Source organism: Nocardioides sp. YR527, from assembly GCF_900101045.1.
Classification (GTDB): Bacteria; Actinomycetota; Actinomycetes; order Propionibacteriales; family Nocardioidaceae; genus Nocardioides.
Genome location: NZ_FNFN01000001.1, coordinates 462718 through 482135 on the forward strand (window position 1 = coordinate 462718; position 19418 = coordinate 482135).

Below are 19418 nucleotides of genomic sequence, written 5' to 3' on the forward strand. Positions count from 1 at the left end.
CATGGCCGTACCCAAGCGCAAGATGTCGCGCAGCAACACCCGCCACCGCCGCTCGAGCTGGAAGGCGACCCCGGTCGCGCTCGTGCCGGTGACCGTCGACGGACAGAGCTACGACGTGCCCCGTCGCCTGGTCCGTGCCGTCCAGCGCGGCTACCTCGACACCGCCAAGCTCCGCTGAGAGGAACGACCCCGATGCCGAAACGACCTCCGTCCCCGATCCGCAAGCGGCGCAAGCCGCTGCTGGCCCCGGACGTGACCTACGTCGACTACAAGGACGTGCAGCTGCTGCGTACGTTCATCTCCGACCGCGGCAAGATCCGCTCCCGCCGCGTCACCGGAATCACCCCGCAACAGCAGCGCGCCGTGACCAAGGCGATCAAGAACGCCCGCGAGGTCGCGCTGCTGCCCTACACGAGCACGAAGGGATAGTCCGCATGAAGGTCGTCAACTCCATCCGGTCGCTGAAGAACCAGCCCGGCTCCCAGGTCGTACGCCGCCGCGGCCGGGTCTACGTGATCAACAAGCTCAACCCACGCCTCAAAGCCCGTCAGGGTTGAGTCGGGGATACACGAAGGGCCGGGTCGAAACGACCCGGCCCTTCGTGTGATCAGGAACTCAGCCCTTGTTGACGCGCTCCTTGAAAGCGGAGCCGGGCTTGAACGCCGGGCCACGCGAAGCCGGGATGTTGAGCTCCTTGCCGGTCTGCGGGTTCCGGCCGGTGCGAGCGGCGCGCTCGCGCGACTCGAACGTACCGAAGCCGGGCAGCGTGACCTTGTCGCCGTCAGCGACGGCTGCGCTGATCGCCTCGATGGCGGCACCCAGGGCGGCGGAGGCCTGCGTCTGGGTGATCTCGGCCTGCTTGGCGATTTCGCTCACCAGGTCGGTGCGGTTCATGCGATCTCCTTTAATCGTTGATCCGAGCCGCAAAGGTTGACGAGATGCGGCTCGTCGCCAGCGTAGGCCAGACCTGGGGATCTTCAACGTTCACGCGCCGCGTGTCCCCCGTGGTTACGGGCTCTGCGGGCCTTCGAGGAGCCGCCATCCCTCTGCTTGGGTACGTTCGCGCCAGAAGTCGAGGTAGCGCCCACTGTGAGCCAGGAGCTCGGAGTGGGAGCCGCGCTCCACGATCCGGCCGCCGTCGAGGACGACGATCTGGTCGGCGGCGACGACGGTCTGGAGGCGGTGGGCGATCACGATGACGGTCCGGTCGACCGAGAGCGCGGTGAGCGCCTCCTGGACCGCGGCCTCGTTCTCGGCGTCGAGGGCGGCGGTGGCCTCGTCGAGGAGGACGACGGGGGCGTCCTTGAGCAGCGCACGCGCGATCGAGACCCGCTGCTTCTCGCCGCCGGAGAGGGTGGAGCCGGCCTCGCCGATCCGGGTCTGCCAGCCGTGCGGCAGCCGCGAGACGATGTCGTCGACGCGGGCCAGTCTTGCGGCCTCCCGCAGCTCGTCCTCGGTGGCGTCGGGGCGCGACATCATCACGTTCTCGCGCAGGGTGCCCTCGAAGAGGTAGACGTCCTGGAAGACGATCGAGACACGCCGCATCAGCGCCTCGGTCCCCAGATCGCGTACGTCGACCCCGCCGAGCATCACCGAGCCGGCCGTGACGTCATGGAACCGGGCCACCACGCGCAGCAGGGTGCTCTTCCCGGACCCCGAGGGCCCCACCACGGCGGTCAGCGAGCGCGGGGGAGCGGTGAGGGAGACGTCGTCGAGGACCCGGGCCGTGCCGTCGTAGGAGAAGGCGACGTCTCGGAGCTCGAGGCCGCTGTCGGCCGGGTCTCCGGGAGTGGCCGGCTCGGGGAGCGGGTGGAGAGCGAGCACATCGAGGACACGTCGCAACGACCCCTCGGCGATCCGCAGCGCGCTGGAGAGCTCGCCGTAGTCGATGAGCGACTCCACGAACCGCACCGTGAGGACGAGCAGGCCGATCGCCGTCGCCGGGGCGAGCGTGCCGCCGAGACTGAGGTGGACGGTCAGGGCGATCACCAGGGTCAGCAGCGCCTGGATGGAGAGCAGCTGGATCCCCAGGCCGCCGAAACCGGTCACCAGCAGCCGCCGCGAGGCCCGCTTCTGCTCCTTCAGCGCGGTCTCGACGAGCTCGTTGCCGTGGACGGTGCGTCCGAACACCCGCAGCGCCGGCTGGTTGAGCGCGAACTCGACCACCCGCGCGGATCCTTCCGCCATGGCGGCGTCGTAGGCGCCTTCGCCACGACCGACGATCGCGGCCAGGAGCCGGGTGGTGGCCAGCACCGCGACGACGCCGACGAGGAGCGCGAGCGCCAGGCGCCACTCGAGGAACGCCATCGCGACGACCACGGTGATCGGGCTGACCACGGCGGCGATCAGCGGCCGCAGCAGATGACCCGGCACCGAGGCGATGTCGGTCGCGCCCTTGGCGGCCATCCGGGACAGCTGCCCGGTGCGGTCCCGGTCGTACCAGCCCAGCGGCAGCCGCACGGTGTGGTCGCCGAGTCGGGCGAGGGTGATGTCGAGCAGGTCGCAGGCCAGGTCGTAGCCGTCCAGGTTGCCCACGGTCAGGGCCACATGATGGGCCACGAAGAGCCCGGCGAGCACACCCAGCCAGGTGGTCGCGGCGTCCCAGTCCTGGCGCAGCGCGGCGTCCAGGACCGGCACGACACAGGCGAAGGCCAGACCCTGGAGTACGCCGGTGGTGACGAACATCGCGACGACGCGGGCGAGCTGGCGCCGGTGGGGGAGATCGACGAGGGCGGCGAGCAGGCGGACGATCGTGATCACGCGTGGCCTCCGACGGGATGGGCGCGCTGGTCGGCGGCCCAGAGTCGGGTGTAGCGCCCGCCCCGGGCGAGAAGCTCCTCGTGGGTGCCGAGCTCGGCGACCCGGCCCGCGTCGAGGACCACGATCTGGTCGGCCGCGGTGACCGTGGAGAGCCGGTGCGCGATCACCAGCAGCGTACGTCCGGCGACGAGGCGTGACAGGGCTCGCTGGACGAGCGCCTCGGACTCGGGATCGGCTGCGGCGGTGGCCTCGTCGAGGACCAGGATCGGGGTGTCCGACAGCAGGGCGCGGGCGATCGCGACCCGCTGCCGCTCACCACCGGAGAGCTGGCCGTCCTCACCGACCATCGAGTCGTAGCCGCGCGGGAGCTCCTCGATCCGGTCGGCGATCTGCGCGGCCTCGGCTGCGCGGCGTACGTCCTCATCGGGTGCCTGTGGGTGGGCGAGCCGGATGTTGTCGAGGATCGAGGTGCGCAGCAGCCCGGTGTCCTGGAAGACGAAGGAGACCTGCTCGTAGAGCTGGGCGCTGGTCATCTCCCGCAGGTCCATCCCAGCGATGGTGATCCGGCCCGTGGTGGGGTCGGCGAAGCGGGGCAGCAGCTTGGCCAGCGTCGACTTGCCCGAACCGGAATGGCCCACCAGTGCCGTCACGGTGCCCGGCTCGAGGACCAGGTCGATGTCGTGGAGCACCGGCGGCGCGCCGGGGGAGTAGGCGAAGGAGACGTCCTGGATCTCGACGCGGGAGGTCGCGGGAGCAGCCGCGGTCACGGCCGGCTCCGGCAGCTCGGGCTCGGCCAGCAGCCGTTGGATGCGCCGGGCCGCCTCGGTCGCCTCGCGCAGCTCGCGGGCGGCGTAGCCGGCGACGGTGACCGGTGCGGTCATGGCCAGGCCGAGGACGAGGAACGGGACCAGGTCGGGACCCGTGATCCACGAGGCCCGGAGCATCCAGACACCGGCACCGAGGACGAGCACCAGGGTCAGCGCCGGCGTCAGGGCGAGCTCCATCAGCAGCATCCCCAGGGCGGAGTGACGCATCCAGGCCCGGTTGAACCCGCCGAACCGGGTCGCGACCTCGGCCAGCCGGCGATGCGCCTGACCGGTGGCGCCGAACGTCTTGATCTCCGCGATCCCGCCGGTGTTCTCGACCGTGGCCGCCGCGAGCTCGGCCAGCCCGGCGTCGTAGTCACGGTAGAGAGCGGCGGCGCCGCGCATCGAGATCCGGAACCCGACCAGGCCGAGCGCGAGCGGCACGAGGGTGACCAGAGCGAGCGGCGGGGAGACCACGAACAGATAGACCGCGACGACGACAGGAAGCGTGATCGCCGCGGTGAGCTCCATGACCGAGTGGGCGACGAGGTGGTGCAGCGCGGCGACGTCGTCCTGCACCGCCTTCTTCACCGTGCCGGAGTTGCGTTCGGTGAACCACGCCAGCGGCACCCGGCCGAGCCGGGCGACCAGCAGCCGGCGCAGGTGGATGGAGAGGTCGAGGTCGGCGACGTGGGAGAGCCACGACGAGCCGAGCACCGTCGCCAGGCGTACCAGCAGCGCCGCCACGCTCACCCAGACCACGACCCAGGCGCGTCCGGCATCGACAGCCGCGCCGGACGCCGCGGGCAGCAGGATCCGGGCGAGCTCGACGATGCCGACCAGCGGCACCAGCCCGGCGACGGTCGAGACGACCATCAGCAGCAGGCTGGCGACCAGCCTTCCCCGGACAGGACGAAGCGTCTGGAGGAGGGGCGAGCGAGCCAACTGTTGTCCTGCCGAGATCGAGGGGTTGCTGCGTACGAGACCTAGCCGCCGTGGCCGGTGGGGGCGAGCAGGCGCTCGAGCTCGTCCTCCTTCTCGGTGGGCACGACGAAGAGGAGCTCGTCGCCCTGCTCGAGCGGCTGCTCGGGGGTGGGTACGTAGACCTGGCCGTCGCGCAGCAGCGTGACCAGCGCGCAGTTCTCCGGGAACGGCACCAGGCCGGTGGGCTTGCCGACGTAGGGCGAGTCGGCGGGCAGGGTGATCTCGACCAGGTTGGCCTGGCCCTGCCGGAAGGTGAACAGGCGCACCAGGTCACCGACGGTGACGGCCTCCTCGACCAGCGCGGACATGATCCGCGGGGTGGAGACGTTGACGTCGACGCCCCAGGCCTCGGTGAAGAGCCACTCGTTGTTGGGGTGGTTGACCCGGCCCACCGTGCGTGGCACGCCGAACTCGGTCTTGGCCAGCAGCGAGCAGACCAGGTTGGCCTTGTCGTCACCGGTCGCGGCGATCACCACGTCGCAGTTGTCGAGCCTGGCCTCCTCGAGCGAGGAGAGCTCGCACGCGTCGGCAAGCAGCCACTCCGCGTCCGCGACCCGTTCGGGCTTGATCGAGCCCGGGTTCTTGTCGATGAGGAGCACCTCGTGGCCGTTGGTGATCAGCTCACGGGCGATGGACCGGCCGACAGCCCCGGCCCCGGCGATAGCAACTCTCATCGTCAGTCTTCCTGGGGGCCGTTCTTGATGGTCTTGTACGCCTGCGCGGTGTTCTCCTCGCGCATGACGATGTGGAGCACGTCGCCCTCCTGGATCACGCTCTCGAGGACCGGGAGGACGCCCTCACCGAGCCGGTCGATCCACGCGATCCGGCTGCCGGACTGGCGCTGGAACTTGATGGTCCGCTGACCGACCCAGGACTCGGGCATGATGACCTGGTCGATGCGGATGTTGCCCGACATGTCGCGGAAGTCGGGCTCGGCGCCGGCCGGGAGGAGCCGGCGGAGCACCTGGTCGGCGGTCCACTTCACGGTCGCCACGGTGCTGATCCCGAGACGCTGGTAGACCTCCGCGCGGCCGGGGTCGTAGATGCGGGCCACGACCTGCTGGATGCCGAACTCCTCGCGCGCCACCCGGGCGGAGATGATGTTGGAGTTGTCACCGCTGGAGACCGCCGCGAACGCCTCGGCCCGCTTGATGCCGGCCTTGAGCAGGACCTCGCGGTCGAATCCCATCCCGGCGACCTTGTCGCCGTTGAACCCTGGCCCGAGCCGCCGGAACGCCTCGGAGTTCTGGTCGATGACCGAGACCGTGTGGTTGCGGTCCTCGAGGCTCCTGGCCAGGGTCGAGCCGACGCGGCCACAGCCCATGATCACTACGTGCACCGTGTCATGATTGCACTCACCCGGGCCGCGCGTCGCCTACGCCCTCGAAGTTGGCGTGTTCAGGTGCCTGTGGCGATCCGGAAGCGCGCGGAAGTCGCGATGTGCCGTAGCGTCTGCCGTTGTGGGTGTTGGTGATGTCTCCAAGCGGATCCTGATCGGTCGCAAGCTCCGTAGCTCGCAGCTGGGCGAGACGCTGCTGCCGAAGCGCATCGCGCTACCGGTTTTCGCCAGCGATGCGCTCTCCTCGGTGGCCTATGCGCCCGACGAGATCTTCATCATGCTGGCGGTGGCGGGAGCCTCGGCCTACGCCTGGTCCTGGAAGATCGGCCTGGTCGTCGCTCTGGTGATGCTGACCGTGGTCACCTCTTACCGGCAGACGGTGCACGCCTATCCGAGCGGCGGCGGTGACTACGAGGTCGCGACGGTCAACCTGGGGCGTAAGGCGGGCGTGACCGTGGCCAGTGCCCTGCTGGTCGACTACGTCTTGACGGTGGCGGTCTCGATCTCCAACGCCGCCCAGTACGCCGCCAGCGCGATCCCCGGCCTGATCGGCCACGAGGTCCTGGTCGCAACGATCGCGATCGTGCTGCTCACCGCGATGAACCTGCGCGGCGTACGCGAGTCCGGCACGTTCTTCGCCGTCCCGACCTACCTGTTCATGTTCGCCATCCTCGGCATGGGTGTCTACGGGCTGGTGCTGCTGGTGAGCGGCAACCTGCCGCAGGCAGAGAGCGCTGCCCTTCACATCCGCCCCGAGGAGGGTTGGGAGGGCACGCTCAACCAGGTGGCGCTGGTCTTCCTGCTCGCCCGCGCGTTCTCGTCCGGGTGTGCGGCTTTGACGGGTGTGGAGGCGATCTCCAACGGCGTACCCGCCTTCCAGCGGCCGAAGAGCAAGAACGCCGCCACCACGCTGCTGCTGCTCGGCCTGATCGCGATCACGATGATGATGAGCATCATCGTGCTGGCCAACCAGATGAGCATCCGCTACGTCGACCCGCACGCTCTCGACAATCTCCGCACCGCCGCCGGCGACGCCGTGCCGGAGGGTTACGAGCAGCACCCGGTGATCTCCCAGATCGCGGCCGGGGTCTTCAACGACTTCCCGCCGGGCTTCTACTTCGTCATCACCGTCACCGGCATCATCCTGGTCCTGGCCGCCAACACCGCGTTCAACGGCTTCCCGGTCCTCGGCTCGATCCTCGCCAAGGACGGCTACGCGCCGCGGTCCCTGGGGGCGCGGGGCGACCGGCTCGCCTACAGCAACGGCATCGTCTTCCTGGCCGTGCTGGCGATCGCGCTGATCGTCATCTTCGAGGCGCAGACCACCAAGCTGATCCAGCTCTACATCGTCGGCGTCTTCGTCTCCTTCAACCTCAGCCAGCTGGGCATGATCCGCCACTGGACCCGCCACCTGGCCACCGAGCGGGACCCGGGCGAGCGGCGCCGGATGCAGCGTTCGCGAGCGATCAACACCTTCGGTCTCGGGATGACCTCGGTCGTGCTGGTGATCGTGCTGATCACCAAGTTCCTCGCCGGGGCCTGGATCACCATCCTTGCGATGGGCTTCTTCTACCTCGTCATGCTGGGGATCAGGCGCCACTACGACAACGTCGCCCGCGAGCTGGCCGCCGACGAGCAGGACAAGGTCATGCCGACGCGGGTCCACGCCATCGTGCTGGTCTCCAAGCTCCACAAGCCGACCCTGCGGGCGCTGGCCTTCGCCCAGGCGACCCGGCCCAACGCGCTCGAGGCCGTCACGGTCTCGACCACCGACTCCGACACCGCCGACCTGCTGAAGCAGTGGGACGAGCGCAACCTGCCGATGCCGCTGAAGGTGCTCCACTCGCCCTACCGCGAGCTGATCCGCCCGGTCGTCGAGTACGCCTCGGCGATCCGCGACGCCAACCCGCGTGGCGTCGTGGCCGTCTACATCCCCGAGTACGTCGTCGGTCGCTGGTGGGAGCAGCTGCTCCACAACCAGACCGCGCTGCGGCTCAAGGGCCGGCTGCTGTTCACGCCGGGCGTCATGGTCATCTCCGTGCCCTACCAGCTCGCCTCCGGCAAGGAGCGCGCCGAGGAGCTGCGCGAGGAATACTGGCTCGCGCCCGGCCTGCGTCGCGGAAGTGGACGACGATGAGCCGTCCTCCGCGTCCCGCGCACCGCGGGCGGCGGCCCCGTCAGAAGGCGTCGAAGGGCGAGTCGTACGTCGGCCGCCGCTTCGAGGTCGAGGTCGGCCCGGTCGCCCACGGCGGCCACTTCGTCGCCCGCGTGCCCCTCGAGGACGGGGCCTCCCGCGTGGTCTTCGTACGCCACGCCCTGCCCGGTGAGCAGGTGGTCGTCGAGATCACCGAGGGCACGGCCGGAGACAGGTTCTGGCGCGGGGATGCGGTCTCGGTGGTCTCGGCCGCACCGGAACGGATCGTTCCGCCCTGTCCCTACGCCGGTCCCGGCCTCTGCGGCGGCTGCGACTTCCAACACGTCTCGGTGCCCGCTCAGCGCGAGCTGAAGGCGACGGTGCTGCGCGAGCAGCTGGTACGCCTGGGTGGCCTGTCCGCCGAGGAGCCGCTGGTCGCCGACCTGGTCGTCGAGGCCGTACCCGGCGACGAGGACGGGCTGCGCTGGCGGACTCGTCAGCGCTACGCGACCGCCCCGGGCGGCGGCCGAGGCATGCGAAAGTACCGCTCCCACGACGTCATCCCGGTCGACGACTGCCTGATCGCCACCGCCGACGCCCGCGAGCCGGGTGCCGGGACGGTCGTGGAGACGGTCGAGGCCGGGGGATCGGAGCACTCCTTCGAGGTCGCCGCCGACGGCTTCTGGCAGGTGCACCCCGGTGCTCCGACCGCGCTGGTCTCCGCGGTCCTGGACGCGCTGGAGGCGGCGCCCGGCGACGCCGTCCTGGACCTCTACGCCGGTGTCGGCCTCTTCTCCGCCTTTCTCGCCGACCGGGTCGGGCCGTCGGGGGAGGTCGTCGCCATTGAGGGCGACCCGACCGCCTCGGCACTCTCCGCGGGCAACGTCCCCTCCGCCGACGTCACCGCCGGTGACGTCGCCACGGTGCTGGGCCGTCTTGAGGAGGGTCCGTTCGACCTCGTCGTCCTCGACCCGCCCCGCGAAGGAGCTCGCCGGAAGGTCGTCGAGGCCGTTGTCGCGCGGTCACCTCGCGCGGTCGCCTATGTCGCCTGCGACCCGGCCGCCCTCGCCCGTGACGTCGCGATCTTCGCCGAGCACGGCTACCGGCTGCGCTCGCTGCGCGCCTTCGACCTTTTCCCGATGACGCATCACGTCGAGGCCGTCGCGCTGCTGACCCGTTGAGTCCGGCCGCGGGGGCGGGGCCGGTCAGAAGTTGTAGCCGCCGGAGACCTCGATCTCCTGGGCGGTCACCCACCGTCCCTCCTCGGAGGCCAGCGCTGCGATCATCATCCCGACGTCCTCGGGCTCGCCGATCCGGCCGAGCGCCGTGTGCTCGGCGATCGCGGGGATCATCTCCGGATGCTTGGCGAACGCGTCGCCGCCCAGACGGGTTCGGGTGACGCCGGGGGAGACGGCGTTGACCCGGATGCCGCGAGGGCTGAGCTCCTTGGCCAGATACCGCGTCAGGGTGGCCATGCCGCCCTTCGAGATCGCGTACGCCGAGTAGCCCGCTGTCAGCCCGGCCCCCGTCGCGTTGCTGGTGACGTTGACGATCGCCCCGCCGTCTGCGAGCAGTGGCAGAAGCGCCTGCGTGAGGAAGTAGGGACCGCGCAGGTTGACCTGCATGAAGGCGTCGAACTGCTCCTCGGTGGTGTCGGCGAACATCAACGGGACCCCGCCGACGCCGGCGTTGTTGACGAGCGCGGTGAGGCGGTCGGTCCGCCAGTGCTCGGACAGCGTCTCGCCGACCTGGTCACGGAATGCGGAGAAGGACTCGGGACGGGCGATGTCGAGCTCGAGGGCGACCGCGGTGCCGCCGAGATCGGCGATCTCGCGCACGACCTCGTGGGCGCCGTCCGGGTTGCGGTTGTACGTCACGACGACCCCGGAGCCGCGGCGGGCCAGCGCGGTGGCGGTGGCCCGCCCGATCCCGGAGCTGGCTCCGGTGACCACGGCGACGGGGACGTTGGGTGTTGAGGATGCAGACATGTGGTCGGCCTCTCTGATCGGTTGGAGGTGTTCTCAACCAGACAACCGTTCGGAGCGCCTCGGAGGTAGACAGATCCTCCTGACTCCTTGCCCGATCCTGCTCGACAGGGCGCGAACCGGCATGTCACCTGGTTCACTGTCCACATGTCGATGGAGCAGTTGCGCAGCCTGATCGCTCGGCACGCCCGACGGGGGTCGAGCACCGCCGCGGAGGGCGTCCTGGTGTCCATGGTGACCAGCCCCGGTGACCCGTCGGCCGTGTCTCTGTCCGGGACGGTGTTCGCTCTGATCGCTCAGGGGCGCAAGACCCTCACCGTCGGCGACCGGATCCATGACTACGGACCTGGTGAGTTCCTGGTGACCTCCCTGGACCTCCCGGTGAGAGGTCAGTACACGGAGGCGAGCGTGCAGCACCCCGCGCTCGGGTTCGGCCTACGGCTGCGGCCGTCGGTGATCGCCGAGCTGTTGCTCGATCCTGGGGCCGAGCCCATCTGGCGCCGCTCGGCCGAGGCCGCGCCCGCGCTCGCCGTGAGCACGGCCGACGACGACCTGATCGACGCCGCGGTCCGCATGCTGCGGCTGCTGGACCGCCCCCGGGACATCCAGGTGCTGGCCCCGCTGGTCGAGCGGGAGATCCTGTGGCGGCTGATGACGGGCGAGCAGGGCGCCACGGTGCGGCAGCTCGGTCTGGCAGATAGCCGACTCCACGACGTCGGCCGGGCGGTTCGCTGGATCCGGGACAATCCGGCCGACTCGGTCTCGGTCGCGGAGCTTGCGCGGATGGCGGGGATGAGCGAGTCGGCCTTCCACCGCACCTTCCGCACGGTCACGGGCATGAGTCCGATCCGGTTCCAGAAGCAGCTGCGCCTGCAGGAGGCGCGAGTGATCCTCGCGGGGCGGGCGGGCGACGTCACCGGGGTCGCGCACGCGGTCGGCTACCAGAGCGCCTCGCAGTTCAGCAGGGAGTACCGGCGTCAGTACGGGGTGCCACCGAGCGCTCACGTCGGCGACGCGGGTGCGGCGCGCGCGAACGCATAGTCCGTTGCGGGTAGGGCGAGATGCCGGTACAGATTCATCCTGTGAGCGATGACCTGTGGGGGACCGACCGGCTCGACCTGACGGCGTATCTGGAGCGGATCGGGGTCAGCGAGCCGCCCGGCCCGTCGCGAGACGCGCTGGAGGAGATCTACGACGCCCACCTGCGTACCTTCACCTTCGACAACATCGACGTGCTGCTCGACCAGCACCCCGGTGTCGACCTGCCCGATGTGCAGCAGAAGTTCGTGGGCCGAGGGAGGGGCGGCTACTGCTTCGAGCACGGGACGCTGTTCGCGGCGGTCCTGGACAGGCTGGGCTTCGCCGTCGAGCGGCGGCTGGCACGGGTCGGTCCTGACCCGACCGCGGCGGGACGTACGCATCTGGTGGCCGTCGTCGATCTCGACGGGGAGCGGCTGCTGGCCGATCCCGGGTTCGGGCTGAGCGTCTGGCGCCCGATCCCGCTGGTCGACGGCGCGGTCGACGAGGTTCGGGGCATCACCCACCGGGTGCGGTGGGGCGAGCACGGCTGGGCGCTGGAGCGGGCCAAGGGCGACGGCTGGGAGCTGATGCACACCCACGACGAGGCGCTGGTGGTGCCCAGCGACGTCGCGATCGGCCATCACTTCACCAGCACCCACCCGACGGTGCACTTCCGGCACCGGCTGATCACGACCCGGCTCCTCGAGGACCGACACCTCAGCCTGACCCACAACACCGTCACCATCCGCCGCGAGGGCGAGGAGACCGAGCACCGTGAGATCGGGCTCGACGAGGTGATGGGCTACCTCGAGGAGCTCGCGGTCCCGCTCGCCGACGACGAGCGGGACGGCCTGCGCGCGAGGTTGGCGGGCCTCAGCTCCTGACCGCGCCTGTCACCGGCGCCGCGTTCCGGAGCGCCCAGTCCAGGGCGTGGTCGGCCACCTCCTCCCACCCCGGAGCGGCACAGATCCAATGATCGCGCCCCGGGAACTCGTGGTAGTCGGTGAGCGCGGGCGACTTGGCGTAGTGCTTGGCGTTCGACCGGTTCACCGACGGCGGCATGATGTGGTCCTTCTCCCCGGCGATGAACAGCAGCGGCGCCCGGTCGGCGCCATAGTCGACCCAGGTGTCCTGGTGGCCCGGCTTGAAGTTGGCGAACAGCCCGTACTCCCACACCCAGTTGCCCGGAGCGCCGATCGCGTAGCGTTCCCAGGCCGCGAGCGACTCCTCCTCGGTGAGCGTGTTGGTGAAGGCGTAGTGGAACTCCTCGGGCGTGAACGCGACCGCCCGGTGCCGGTTGGCGGGGTTCTTCAGAGCCGGGAACAGCGAGCGGGCCTGCGAGATCGGGTTGACCCGTACGCCCTCGGTGGGTGCCGAGTCCACGACGACCCCCGCGGCACCGAGGCCGCGGGCGAGCAGCAGCTGCGTCAGGGTTCCGCCGAAGGAGTGGCCCATGATGATCGGCGGGGCGGAGAGCGACTCGACGACCTTCGCGAGGTGGTCGACCGTCTCGGTCACCGTCAGGTTCGCGATGATGTCGGGGTTCTGGCGCAGCGCCTCGACCTCGATCTCGAAGCCGGGGTAGGCGGGGGCGACCACGGTGAGTCCCTTGGCCTCGTAGTGCGCCACCCACCCCTCCCAGCTGCGTGGGGTCATCCACAGTCCGTGGACGAGGACGACGGTGTCGGGCTCGGTGATCGGGTGCTCAGGCATGGTCTGCTCCTTGGCTGTCGAGCGATGTCGGTGTTGAGTCGAGAAAGCGGAGCAGGTCGGCGTTGAGCCGCTCCTTGTGGGTGTCGGTGATGCCGTGCGGGGCGCCGGGGTAGACGACCAGCTCGGCGCCGTCGACCAGCTCGGCCGACCGGGCGCCACCCACGGCGAGCGGGACGACCTGGTCGTCGTCGCCGTGGATGACCAGGGTCGGTACATCGATCCTGGCCAGGTCGTCACGGAAGTCGGTCGCCGAGAACGCCGCGATGCACTCGTAGGCGTTCCGCGCACCGGCCTGGAGCCCTTGGAGCCAGAACGAGTCGCGTACGCCCTGGGAGACCGCGGCGCCCGCACGGTTGTTGCCGAAGAACGGACCGTCGGCGAGGTCGCGGTAGAGCTGGGAACGGTCGGCCCGTGAGCCGGCGCGCAGCGCGTCGAAGCCATCCGCCGGCAAGCCCTCGGGGTTGTCCGGCGTACGCAGCATGAAGGGCGGCACGGCCGAGACCAGGACGAGCCGGCGCACCCGGGCGGACCCGTGCCGGGCCAGGTAGCGCACCACCTCTCCGCCTCCGGTGGAGAAGCCGACCAGGGTCACCTCATTCAGGTCGAGGGTGGAGATCAGGCACTCCAGGTCGTCGGCGTAGGTGTCCATGTCGTTGCCCACCCAGGTCTGGGTGGACCGGCCATGACCACGCCGGTCGTGCGCGATCGCCCGGTAGCCGTGCTCGGCCAGGAACAGCTGCTGCGACTCCCAGCTGTCGGCGTTGAGCGGCCAGCCGTGCGAGAGCACGACGGGCCTGCCGCTGCCCCAGTCGCGGTAGTGGATCTCGGTGCCGTCGTCGGTGATGATCGCGTTCATCACCGTGCTCATGGCCGGCCGGACCGGCTGGTGGCGTAGGCGGCCTGGAGGATCATCTCGGTCGTGGCCCGAGGGTGGCTCATCATCGCGACGTGCGAGCTGTCCACGGTTCGGGTGCGAGCGTCGGCGCGCTCGGCCATCGCGGCCTGGGCCACCGGCGGGATGAGGTGGTCGTCGCCGGCGATGAGATACCAGGACGGCACCGTCCGCCAGGCAGGCTCGGCCGACGGCGTGACCAGCGCGCCGAAGGTCGCGGGCCGCTGCCCGGCGGCCATCGCCACGGTCTGCGCGCGCGGCAGGTCATGGGCGAAGATCGAGCGGAACGCCGCGGGGTCGACATAGACGTCTCCGTCGCCCTCCGGGGCGCCGGGGTAGGGACGGACGACGATGTTCTCGAGCAGGTCGGAGTGCCCGCCGCCGAGCTCGTTGGCCGCGGCGACGTTCTCCCCCTCGTCCAAGGCGTACGCCGCGACGTAGACGAGCGCCTTGACATCGGGGTCGCCGGTGGCGGCGTTGGTGATCACGGCGCCGCCGTAGGAGTGGCCGACCAGCACGATCGGCCCCGAGATGGTGGAGAGGAACGTCTCCAGGTAGGCGGTGTCGGAGGTCAGCCCACGCAGTGGGTTCGGCGGCGCCACCACGGGGAATCCCTTCGCGGCCAGGCGGGCGGCGACATCGTTCCAGCCCGACGCGTCGGCGAAGGCGCCGTGGACGAGGACGACGGTCGGCTTGGCCGCCGATGTCCCTGCCGGGAGAGCTGTGCCCGCCACCGGAGGCTGGGCCGCTCCGGTCAGGAGAGCGGCCAGCAGGACGAGGATCGGGGCCAGTACCGCCGCACGGGCCGTCCTGGTCAGCGAGTGAGGTCGTGACATCGAGTGCTCCTTGGGTCGGATGCGTTGCGTCGACACCACCCGATCGGTGCCTGACCTCGATCCTGTGGCCGGCGGCCGCGATGCGGGTCCGGCGTGGCCACAACGGGCGCGTAGGGGCATGCTCCGTGCACCCAGGGACGCGGATTCCGGGATATCGTCGTCACGTCGGGCACCTCGGGCTCCCGTCAGCCCCTCCCCACCTCCGGAAGGCTGTCATGCTCGTCTTCGACAGTGCCACCGTGCCGGTGCGCGAGCGACGCTCGGCGATCACCGAGACCATCACCAGTGCCGCGTCCGCGACGTTCATGACTCCCGACCGCGCCGGCGACCGCCTCCACATGGCCATGGACGTGTGGGACGTCGGGGGAGTGGCCCTCTTCGACACCCGCTGCTCCGGTCACACCCTGCGACGCTCTCCGCGCAGCGCTGCCCCCGAGGAGGATGCCGTGCTGGTCACCTGCGGCTTGGAGGGCCGGGGTCTGCACCAGCATCTCGGTCACGACATCTCGGTCGGGCCTGCTGCCGTCTGGGCCACGCTCGTGACCGAGCCCTACCTCCACCACGTGACCGACACCCGGACGTTGACCGTCAAGGTCCCGCTGAGTCTTCTCGGCATGCCCGAGGGCATGGTGGCTCCGGCGCTCGCGCTCATCGGCACCAGTCCGCTGGCGCCGCTGTTCTGGCACCATCTGGCCGGCGTACGCCGCGTGGCGGACGACCTCAACGCCGCGGCAGCGGTCTCCCTGGGCACCTCGACGCTGGCTCTCACGCGGGCTCTGCTGGCCAGTGCTGTCGGCGACGACCGCGAGGTGCTCGAGGACGTTCTGCTGATGAGGGTGCAGGCGTACGTCTCCCAGCACCTCGGTGAGACCGACCTCGATGCGTCCCGCATTGCCGCGGAACACCACGTCTCGGTCCGCCAGCTCTACAAGGTGTGTGCACGATCCGGCCTGCACCTCGAGCAGTGGATCATCCGGCAACGGCTCGGCAGGGCGCACGAGGAGCTCGCCCGCGCCTCCGCCAGCGGTATCTCGGTCACCAGCGTCGCGCACCGGTGGGGATTCAAGAGCGTCTCCCACTTCGCGCGCCGGTTTCGAGTCACGTACGGGATGTCGCCCAGCGAATGGCTCGAGATGAGCCGATGACGCTTGCCTAGACGTCGCGGACGACCTGCATCGCGATCGTCGGGTCCTCGGAGAGGTCGGTGATCAGCTGCCGACGGTCCAGGACGGCCTCGTCCAGGTGCGGGCCGAGCGTGCCGAGCAGCTCGCCGGTCGTGGTGGCCGGCATCGCGTTGAGCACGCGCGGCGCACGCCGGCCGGAGTAGGGAACCACCCGCGCCAGCGCGCCGGCCACCGACCGGGTCGCCTCCGCGAACGGCGCCGTGATCGGGTCGGTGATGGGGCCGAGCCAGTCTGCGGCGCGCTCGGCCTCGGCGAGGGACGTGCGCGTCTTCAGGTCCGCGAGGCGTACGTCCTCCAGGGACCGCTCCAGTCGGCGCTGCTCGGTGAAAGCGAGGCCGACGACGACGGCGCAGCCGAGAGCGCCGAGAAGCGCGAGGCTAGCGACCAGCATGGACCTTGACCTCGGCCACGACGCCCTCGTCGGCCAGCCGCTCGCGCAGCGACTCGGCGGCCTGGTCGTAGACCATCTTGGAGAGCAGTGCCGGCCGCACCTTGTGCAGCATCGTGGCCGCCTTCGTCTGGGCCGAGGCGAGCTCGAGCGGGTTGAGGATGCGGATGCTCAGCAGCCGGTCCTCAGGCGGAAGCTCGCCGTAGGCGGTGCGCGGGGCCGAGATGTCGGCCTGCTCCAGTCGCCACAGCAGACCGATGGTCTCGGCACGCAGCGCCTGGTTGGCGCGCCGCAGGCGCCACGCGAGCGCGGCGGCGGCCACGGCGATCACCAGGGCCACGACGGCGATCAGGGTGCTCAAGGCTCTCCTCAGTTCATCGGGTTCGGGCCAATCATGGAACATCCGAGGTTCGCTGTCAGCGGCGGTGGTCACAACGCGGCGCGCCGGGCTGATTCGAAATGTCGTTCGACATCATGTATCTTGATATCAAGAGACCGACGGGCTCGCCCGTCGCAAAAGGTTAGGTGAGCCTTTGTTTTCCCGGCGCACGTCGCCGGGGCAGGATGGGCCTCAAAGACTTGAATTCGTACGTCACTGTGGACGCGAGCAAGGAGATGAACGCGTTGGCCAGCAAGGACAGCTTCGGTGCCAAGAGCACCCTGGACGTGGACGGTAAGTCCTACGAGATCTTCCGCCTGGATGCGGTCAAGGGTGAGGGCCTCGACGTCGCGTCGCTGCCCTTCTCGCTGAAGGTGCTGCTGGAGAACCTCCTGCGCACCGAGGACGGCGCGAACATCACCGCCGACGACATCAAGGCGCTGGCGGGCTGGGACGAGACCGCCGAGCCCGACAAGGAGATCCAGTACACGCCGGCGCGCGTGATCATGCAGGACTTCACCGGCGTGCCCTGCATCGTCGACCTGGCGACCCTGCGTGAGGCCGCGGCCGATCTCGGCGGCGACCCGACCAAGATCAACCCGCTCTCGCCCGCCGAGATGGTCATCGACCACTCCGTGATCGCCGAGGTCTTCGGCACGCCCGAGGCCTTCGAGCGCAACGTCGAGATCGAGTACGAGCGCAACCGCGAGCGCTACCAGTTCCTGCGCTGGGGCCAGACCGCCTTCGAGGACTTCAAGGTCGTCCCGCCGGGCACCGGCATCGTCCACCAGGTCAACATCGAGCACCTGGCCCGCACCGTCTTCACCCGTGAGGTCTCTACCGAATCTGGGGGGACAGAGCTGCAGGCCTACCCCGACACCTGCGTCGGCACCGACTCCCACACCACCATGGTCAACGGCCTGGGCGTCCTCGGCTTCGGCGTCGGCGGCATCGAGGCCGAGGCCGCGCTGCTCGGCCAGCCGGTCTCCATGCTGATCCCGCGTGTGGTCGGCTTCAAGCTCCACGGCGACCTGCCCGAGGGCTCGACCGCCACCGACCTGGTGCTCACCATCACCGAGATGCTGCGCAAGCACGGTGTGGTCGGCAAGTTCGTCGAGTTCTACGGCGCCGGCGTGACCGCGCTGCCGCTGGCCAACCGCGCCACGATCGGCAACATGAGCCCCGAGTTCGGCTCCACCATCGCGATCTTCCCGGTCGACGAGGAGACGCTCAACTACCTCAAGCTCACCGGCCGCTCCGAGGAGCAGCTGGCGCTGGTGGAGAAGTACTCCAAGGAGCAGGGCCTCTGGCACGACCCGGACGCCGAGCCGCGCTACTCCGAGACGCTCGAGCTCGACCTCTCCACGATCGTCCCCTCGATCGCCGGCCCGAAGCGCCCGCAGGACCGCGTCCAGCTCACCGACGCCAAGACCTCCTTCGAGGGTCACCTGCCGACCTACACCACCAAGCAGGACGCGAAGGTCCCGGTCAAGCTGGCCGACGGCACCGAGTTCGAGCTGGAGAACGGCGCGGTCACGATCGCCTCGATCACCTCCTGCACGAACACCTCCAACCCGTCGGTCATGATCGGCGCCGCGCTGCTGGCGAAGAAGGCCGTCGAGAAGGGCCTGACCCGCAAGCCGTGGGTCAAGACCACCCTCGCGCCGGGCTCCAAGGTCGTCACGAACTACTACGACAAGTCGGGCCTGACCCCCTACCTGGAGAAGGTCGGCTTCAACCTCGTCGGCTACGGCTGCGTGACCTGCATCGGCAACTCGGGCCCGATCATCCCCGAGGTCTCCGCCGCGGTGAACGACAACGACCTCGCGGTCGTCTCGGTGCTCTCCGGCAACCGCAACTTCGAGGGTCGCATCAACCCCGACGTGAAGATGAACTACCTCGCCTCGCCGCCGCTGGTCATCGCGTACGCCCTGGCCGGCAACATGAACGTCAACCTTCTCGAGGACTCCCTCGGCAAGGACCACGACGGCAACGACGTCTTCCTCAAGGACATCTGGCCCTCGCCGGCCGAGGTCGAGGAGACCATCGCCACCGCGATCGACTCCGACATGTTCACCAAGGACTACGCCGACGTCTTCGCGGGCGACGAGCGCTGGCAGAACCTGCCGACCCCGACCGGTGACACCTTCACCTGGGACGAGTCCTCGACCTACGTCCGCAAGGCTCCCTACTTCGACGGCATGGCCAAGGCTCCCTCGCCGGTCACCGACATCGAGGGCGCGCGGGTGCTGCTGAAGCTGGGCGACTCGGTCACCACCGACCACATCAGCCCCGCGGGCAACATCAAGAAGGACTCGCCCGCCGGCAAGTACCTCATCGAGCACGGTGTCGAGCAGCGTGACTTCAACTCCTACGGCTCGCGCCGAGGCAACCACGAGATCATGATCCGCGGCACCTTCGCCAACATCCGGATCAAGAACCAGGTCGCCCCGGGCACCGAGGGTGGTTACACCCGCGACTTCACCCAGCCCGACGCTCCGGTCAGCTTCGTCTACGACGCGGCGCAGAACTACGCCGCGGCCGGCACCCCGCTGGTCGTCCTCGGCGGCAAGGAGTACGGCTCCGGCTCCTCGCGCGACTGGGCCGCCAAGGGCACCTCGCTGCTGGGCGTCAAGGCCGTCATCACCGAGTCGTTCGAGCGCATCCACCGCTCCAACCTCATCGGCATGGGCGTCATCCCGCTGCAGTTCCCCGCGGGCCAGAACGCCGACAGCCTCGGCCTGACCGGTGAGGAGACCTTCTCGATCTCCGGCATCACCGCGCTCAACGAGGGGGTCACCCCCAAGACGGTCAAGGTCACCACCGACACCGGTGTCGAGTTCGACGCGGTCGTCCGCATCGACACCCCCGGTGAGGCCAACTACTACCGCAACGGCGGCATCCTGCAGTACGTCCTGCGCAGCCTGGTCAACGCCTGATCCTTCGCGGTCACCTACGGCCCGTCGTCTCCCTCGGGAGGCGACGGGCCGTTGCCGAA

General features: G+C 69.8%; 20 protein-coding genes. 9 read left to right on the forward strand and 11 right to left on the reverse strand.

Features of this window, described 5'->3' with window-relative positions; translation table 11 throughout:
* The first annotated feature begins 1 nt into the window (after position 1).
* The 3 genes from rpmF to ykgO are packed head-to-tail and all read left to right on the forward strand — an operon-like array spanning position 2 to position 557.
* Positions 2–178: a 50S ribosomal protein L32 gene (gene rpmF, locus BLT25_RS02205; protein ID WP_091041403.1), complete on the forward strand. Its 177-nt coding sequence runs from the start codon at positions 2–4 to the stop codon at positions 176–178.
* A 14-nt stretch (positions 179–192) separates the two neighbouring features.
* Entirely contained in the window at positions 193–429 is a 237-nt protein-coding gene (rpsR, locus tag BLT25_RS02210; RefSeq protein WP_091041405.1) for a 30S ribosomal protein S18, read from the forward strand.
* Positions 430–434: 5 nt separating this feature from the next.
* The gene (gene ykgO / locus BLT25_RS02215; RefSeq protein WP_045547214.1) at positions 435–557 is read left to right on the forward strand and encodes a type B 50S ribosomal protein L36; all 123 of its coding nucleotides are present in this window, start codon (positions 435–437) and stop codon (positions 555–557) included.
* A gap of 58 nt (positions 558–615) precedes the next feature.
* On the opposite strand, the gene BLT25_RS02220 is transcribed toward ykgO, so the two are convergent.
* From BLT25_RS02220 to BLT25_RS02240, 5 genes are read right to left on the reverse strand one after another with little or no spacing between them, the layout of a single operon-like run.
* A complete protein-coding gene (locus BLT25_RS02220; RefSeq protein ID WP_371113315.1) occupies positions 616–981 on the reverse strand; it encodes an HU family DNA-binding protein in 366 nt (121 codons plus the stop codon).
* A 27-nt stretch (positions 982–1008) separates the two neighbouring features.
* The gene (locus tag BLT25_RS02225; RefSeq protein WP_091041409.1) at positions 1009–2760 is read right to left on the reverse strand and encodes an ABC transporter ATP-binding protein; all 1752 of its coding nucleotides are present in this window, start codon (positions 2758–2760) and stop codon (positions 1009–1011) included.
* Positions 2757–4511, reverse strand: coding sequence for an ABC transporter ATP-binding protein (locus tag BLT25_RS30575; protein ID WP_091041410.1), 1755 nt, complete (start codon positions 4509–4511; stop codon positions 2757–2759). The genes BLT25_RS02225 and BLT25_RS30575 overlap by 4 nt, the downstream gene beginning before the upstream one ends.
* A gap of 41 nt (positions 4512–4552) precedes the next feature.
* Positions 4553–5224, reverse strand: coding sequence for a potassium channel family protein (locus BLT25_RS02235; protein WP_091041412.1), 672 nt, complete (start codon positions 5222–5224; stop codon positions 4553–4555).
* Between the two features lie 2 nt (positions 5225–5226).
* Entirely contained in the window at positions 5227–5889 is a 663-nt protein-coding gene (locus BLT25_RS02240; protein ID WP_091041413.1) for a potassium channel family protein, read from the reverse strand.
* Between the two features lie 121 nt (positions 5890–6010).
* Between BLT25_RS02240 and BLT25_RS02245 the strand changes: the two genes are divergently transcribed.
* A complete protein-coding gene (locus BLT25_RS02245; RefSeq protein ID WP_091041415.1) occupies positions 6011–8026 on the forward strand; it encodes an APC family permease in 2016 nt (671 codons plus the stop codon).
* Positions 8023–9204, forward strand: a complete 1182-nt coding sequence (locus BLT25_RS02250; protein WP_091041416.1) for a class I SAM-dependent RNA methyltransferase — start codon at positions 8023–8025, stop codon at positions 9202–9204. The genes BLT25_RS02245 and BLT25_RS02250 overlap by 4 nt, the downstream gene beginning before the upstream one ends.
* Before the next feature lie 24 nt (positions 9205–9228).
* On the opposite strand, the gene BLT25_RS02255 is transcribed toward BLT25_RS02250, so the two are convergent.
* Positions 9229–10011, reverse strand: a complete 783-nt coding sequence (locus BLT25_RS02255) for an SDR family NAD(P)-dependent oxidoreductase (RefSeq protein WP_091041418.1) — start codon at positions 10009–10011, stop codon at positions 9229–9231.
* 144 nt (positions 10012–10155) lie between these two features.
* On the opposite strand from BLT25_RS02255, the gene BLT25_RS02260 reads away from it, so the two are divergent.
* Together BLT25_RS02260 and BLT25_RS02265 are read left to right on the forward strand one after the other, a co-directional pair.
* Positions 10156–11049 (forward strand): AraC family transcriptional regulator, encoded by an 894-nt coding sequence (locus tag BLT25_RS02260; protein WP_091041419.1) that lies wholly within the window; start codon positions 10156–10158, stop codon positions 11047–11049.
* Between the two features lie 41 nt (positions 11050–11090).
* Positions 11091–11912 carry an arylamine N-acetyltransferase family protein gene (locus tag BLT25_RS02265; RefSeq protein WP_091041422.1) on the forward strand — a complete coding sequence of 274 codons (822 nt, stop codon included), beginning with the start codon at positions 11091–11093 and terminating at the stop codon, positions 11910–11912.
* Here BLT25_RS02265 and BLT25_RS02270 read toward each other — a convergent pair.
* Genes BLT25_RS02270 through BLT25_RS02280 form a run of 3 tightly spaced genes read right to left on the reverse strand, consistent with a single transcriptional unit; the run spans position 11902 to position 14469 of the window.
* Positions 11902–12741 carry an alpha/beta hydrolase gene (locus tag BLT25_RS02270; RefSeq protein ID WP_091041425.1) on the reverse strand — a complete coding sequence of 280 codons (840 nt, stop codon included), beginning with the start codon at positions 12739–12741 and terminating at the stop codon, positions 11902–11904. The two genes, BLT25_RS02265 and BLT25_RS02270, sit on opposite strands and share 11 nt — an antisense overlap.
* Positions 12734–13597 carry an alpha/beta fold hydrolase gene (locus BLT25_RS02275; protein WP_091041427.1) on the reverse strand — a complete coding sequence of 288 codons (864 nt, stop codon included), beginning with the start codon at positions 13595–13597 and terminating at the stop codon, positions 12734–12736. The genes BLT25_RS02270 and BLT25_RS02275 overlap by 8 nt, the downstream gene beginning before the upstream one ends.
* An 8-nt stretch (positions 13598–13605) precedes the next feature.
* Positions 13606–14469 (reverse strand): alpha/beta fold hydrolase, encoded by an 864-nt coding sequence (locus BLT25_RS02280; protein WP_091041429.1) that lies wholly within the window; start codon positions 14467–14469, stop codon positions 13606–13608.
* 215 nt (positions 14470–14684) lie between these two features.
* On the opposite strand from BLT25_RS02280, the gene BLT25_RS02285 reads away from it, so the two are divergent.
* Positions 14685–15614 (forward strand): helix-turn-helix domain-containing protein, encoded by a 930-nt coding sequence (locus BLT25_RS02285; RefSeq protein WP_176883546.1) that lies wholly within the window; start codon positions 14685–14687, stop codon positions 15612–15614.
* A 7-nt stretch (positions 15615–15621) separates the two neighbouring features.
* Here BLT25_RS02285 and BLT25_RS02290 read toward each other — a convergent pair whose 3' ends face one another.
* Both BLT25_RS02290 and BLT25_RS02295 read right to left on the reverse strand, forming a co-directional pair.
* Complete coding sequence (locus BLT25_RS02290; RefSeq protein WP_091041434.1) at positions 15622–16044, reverse strand: hypothetical protein; 423 nt, start codon at positions 16042–16044, stop codon at positions 15622–15624.
* On the reverse strand, positions 16031–16402 hold the full coding sequence (locus BLT25_RS02295; protein WP_091041437.1) for a hypothetical protein: 372 nt from the start codon (positions 16400–16402) through the stop codon (positions 16031–16033). The genes BLT25_RS02290 and BLT25_RS02295 overlap by 14 nt, the downstream gene beginning before the upstream one ends.
* Before the next feature lie 254 nt (positions 16403–16656).
* Here BLT25_RS02295 and acnA point away from each other — a divergent pair, with 254 nt between their 5' ends.
* On the forward strand, positions 16657–19359 hold the full coding sequence (gene acnA / locus BLT25_RS02300) for an aconitate hydratase AcnA (RefSeq protein WP_091042402.1): 2703 nt from the start codon (positions 16657–16659) through the stop codon (positions 19357–19359).
* The last annotated feature ends 59 nt before the right edge of the window (positions 19360–19418 follow it).

Coding starts and splice junctions, on each gene's coding strand:
- rpmF (WP_091041403.1), top strand. CDS start 2: ATGGCCGTACCCAAGCGCAAGATGTCGCGCAGCAACACCCGCCACCGC.
- rpsR (WP_091041405.1), top strand. CDS start 193: ATGCCGAAACGACCTCCGTCCCCGATCCGCAAGCGGCGCAAGCCGCTG.
- ykgO (WP_045547214.1), top strand. CDS start 435: ATGAAGGTCGTCAACTCCATCCGGTCGCTGAAGAACCAGCCCGGCTCC.
- BLT25_RS02235 (WP_091041412.1), bottom strand. CDS start 5,224: ATGAGAGTTGCTATCGCCGGGGCCGGGGCTGTCGGCCGGTCCATCGCC.
- BLT25_RS02250 (WP_091041416.1), top strand. CDS start 8,023: ATGAGCCGTCCTCCGCGTCCCGCGCACCGCGGGCGGCGGCCCCGTCAG.
- BLT25_RS02255 (WP_091041418.1), bottom strand. CDS start 10,011: ATGTCTGCATCCTCAACACCCAACGTCCCCGTCGCCGTGGTCACCGGA.
- BLT25_RS02260 (WP_091041419.1), top strand. CDS start 10,156: ATGTCGATGGAGCAGTTGCGCAGCCTGATCGCTCGGCACGCCCGACGG.
- BLT25_RS02270 (WP_091041425.1), bottom strand. CDS start 12,741: ATGCCTGAGCACCCGATCACCGAGCCCGACACCGTCGTCCTCGTCCAC.
- BLT25_RS02275 (WP_091041427.1), bottom strand. CDS start 13,597: ATGAACGCGATCATCACCGACGACGGCACCGAGATCCACTACCGCGAC.
- BLT25_RS02280 (WP_091041429.1), bottom strand. CDS start 14,469: ATGTCACGACCTCACTCGCTGACCAGGACGGCCCGTGCGGCGGTACTG.
- BLT25_RS02285 (WP_176883546.1), top strand. CDS start 14,685: ATGCTCGTCTTCGACAGTGCCACCGTGCCGGTGCGCGAGCGACGCTCG.
- BLT25_RS02290 (WP_091041434.1), bottom strand. CDS start 16,044: ATGCTGGTCGCTAGCCTCGCGCTTCTCGGCGCTCTCGGCTGCGCCGTC.
- acnA (WP_091042402.1), top strand. CDS start 16,657: ATGAACGCGTTGGCCAGCAAGGACAGCTTCGGTGCCAAGAGCACCCTG.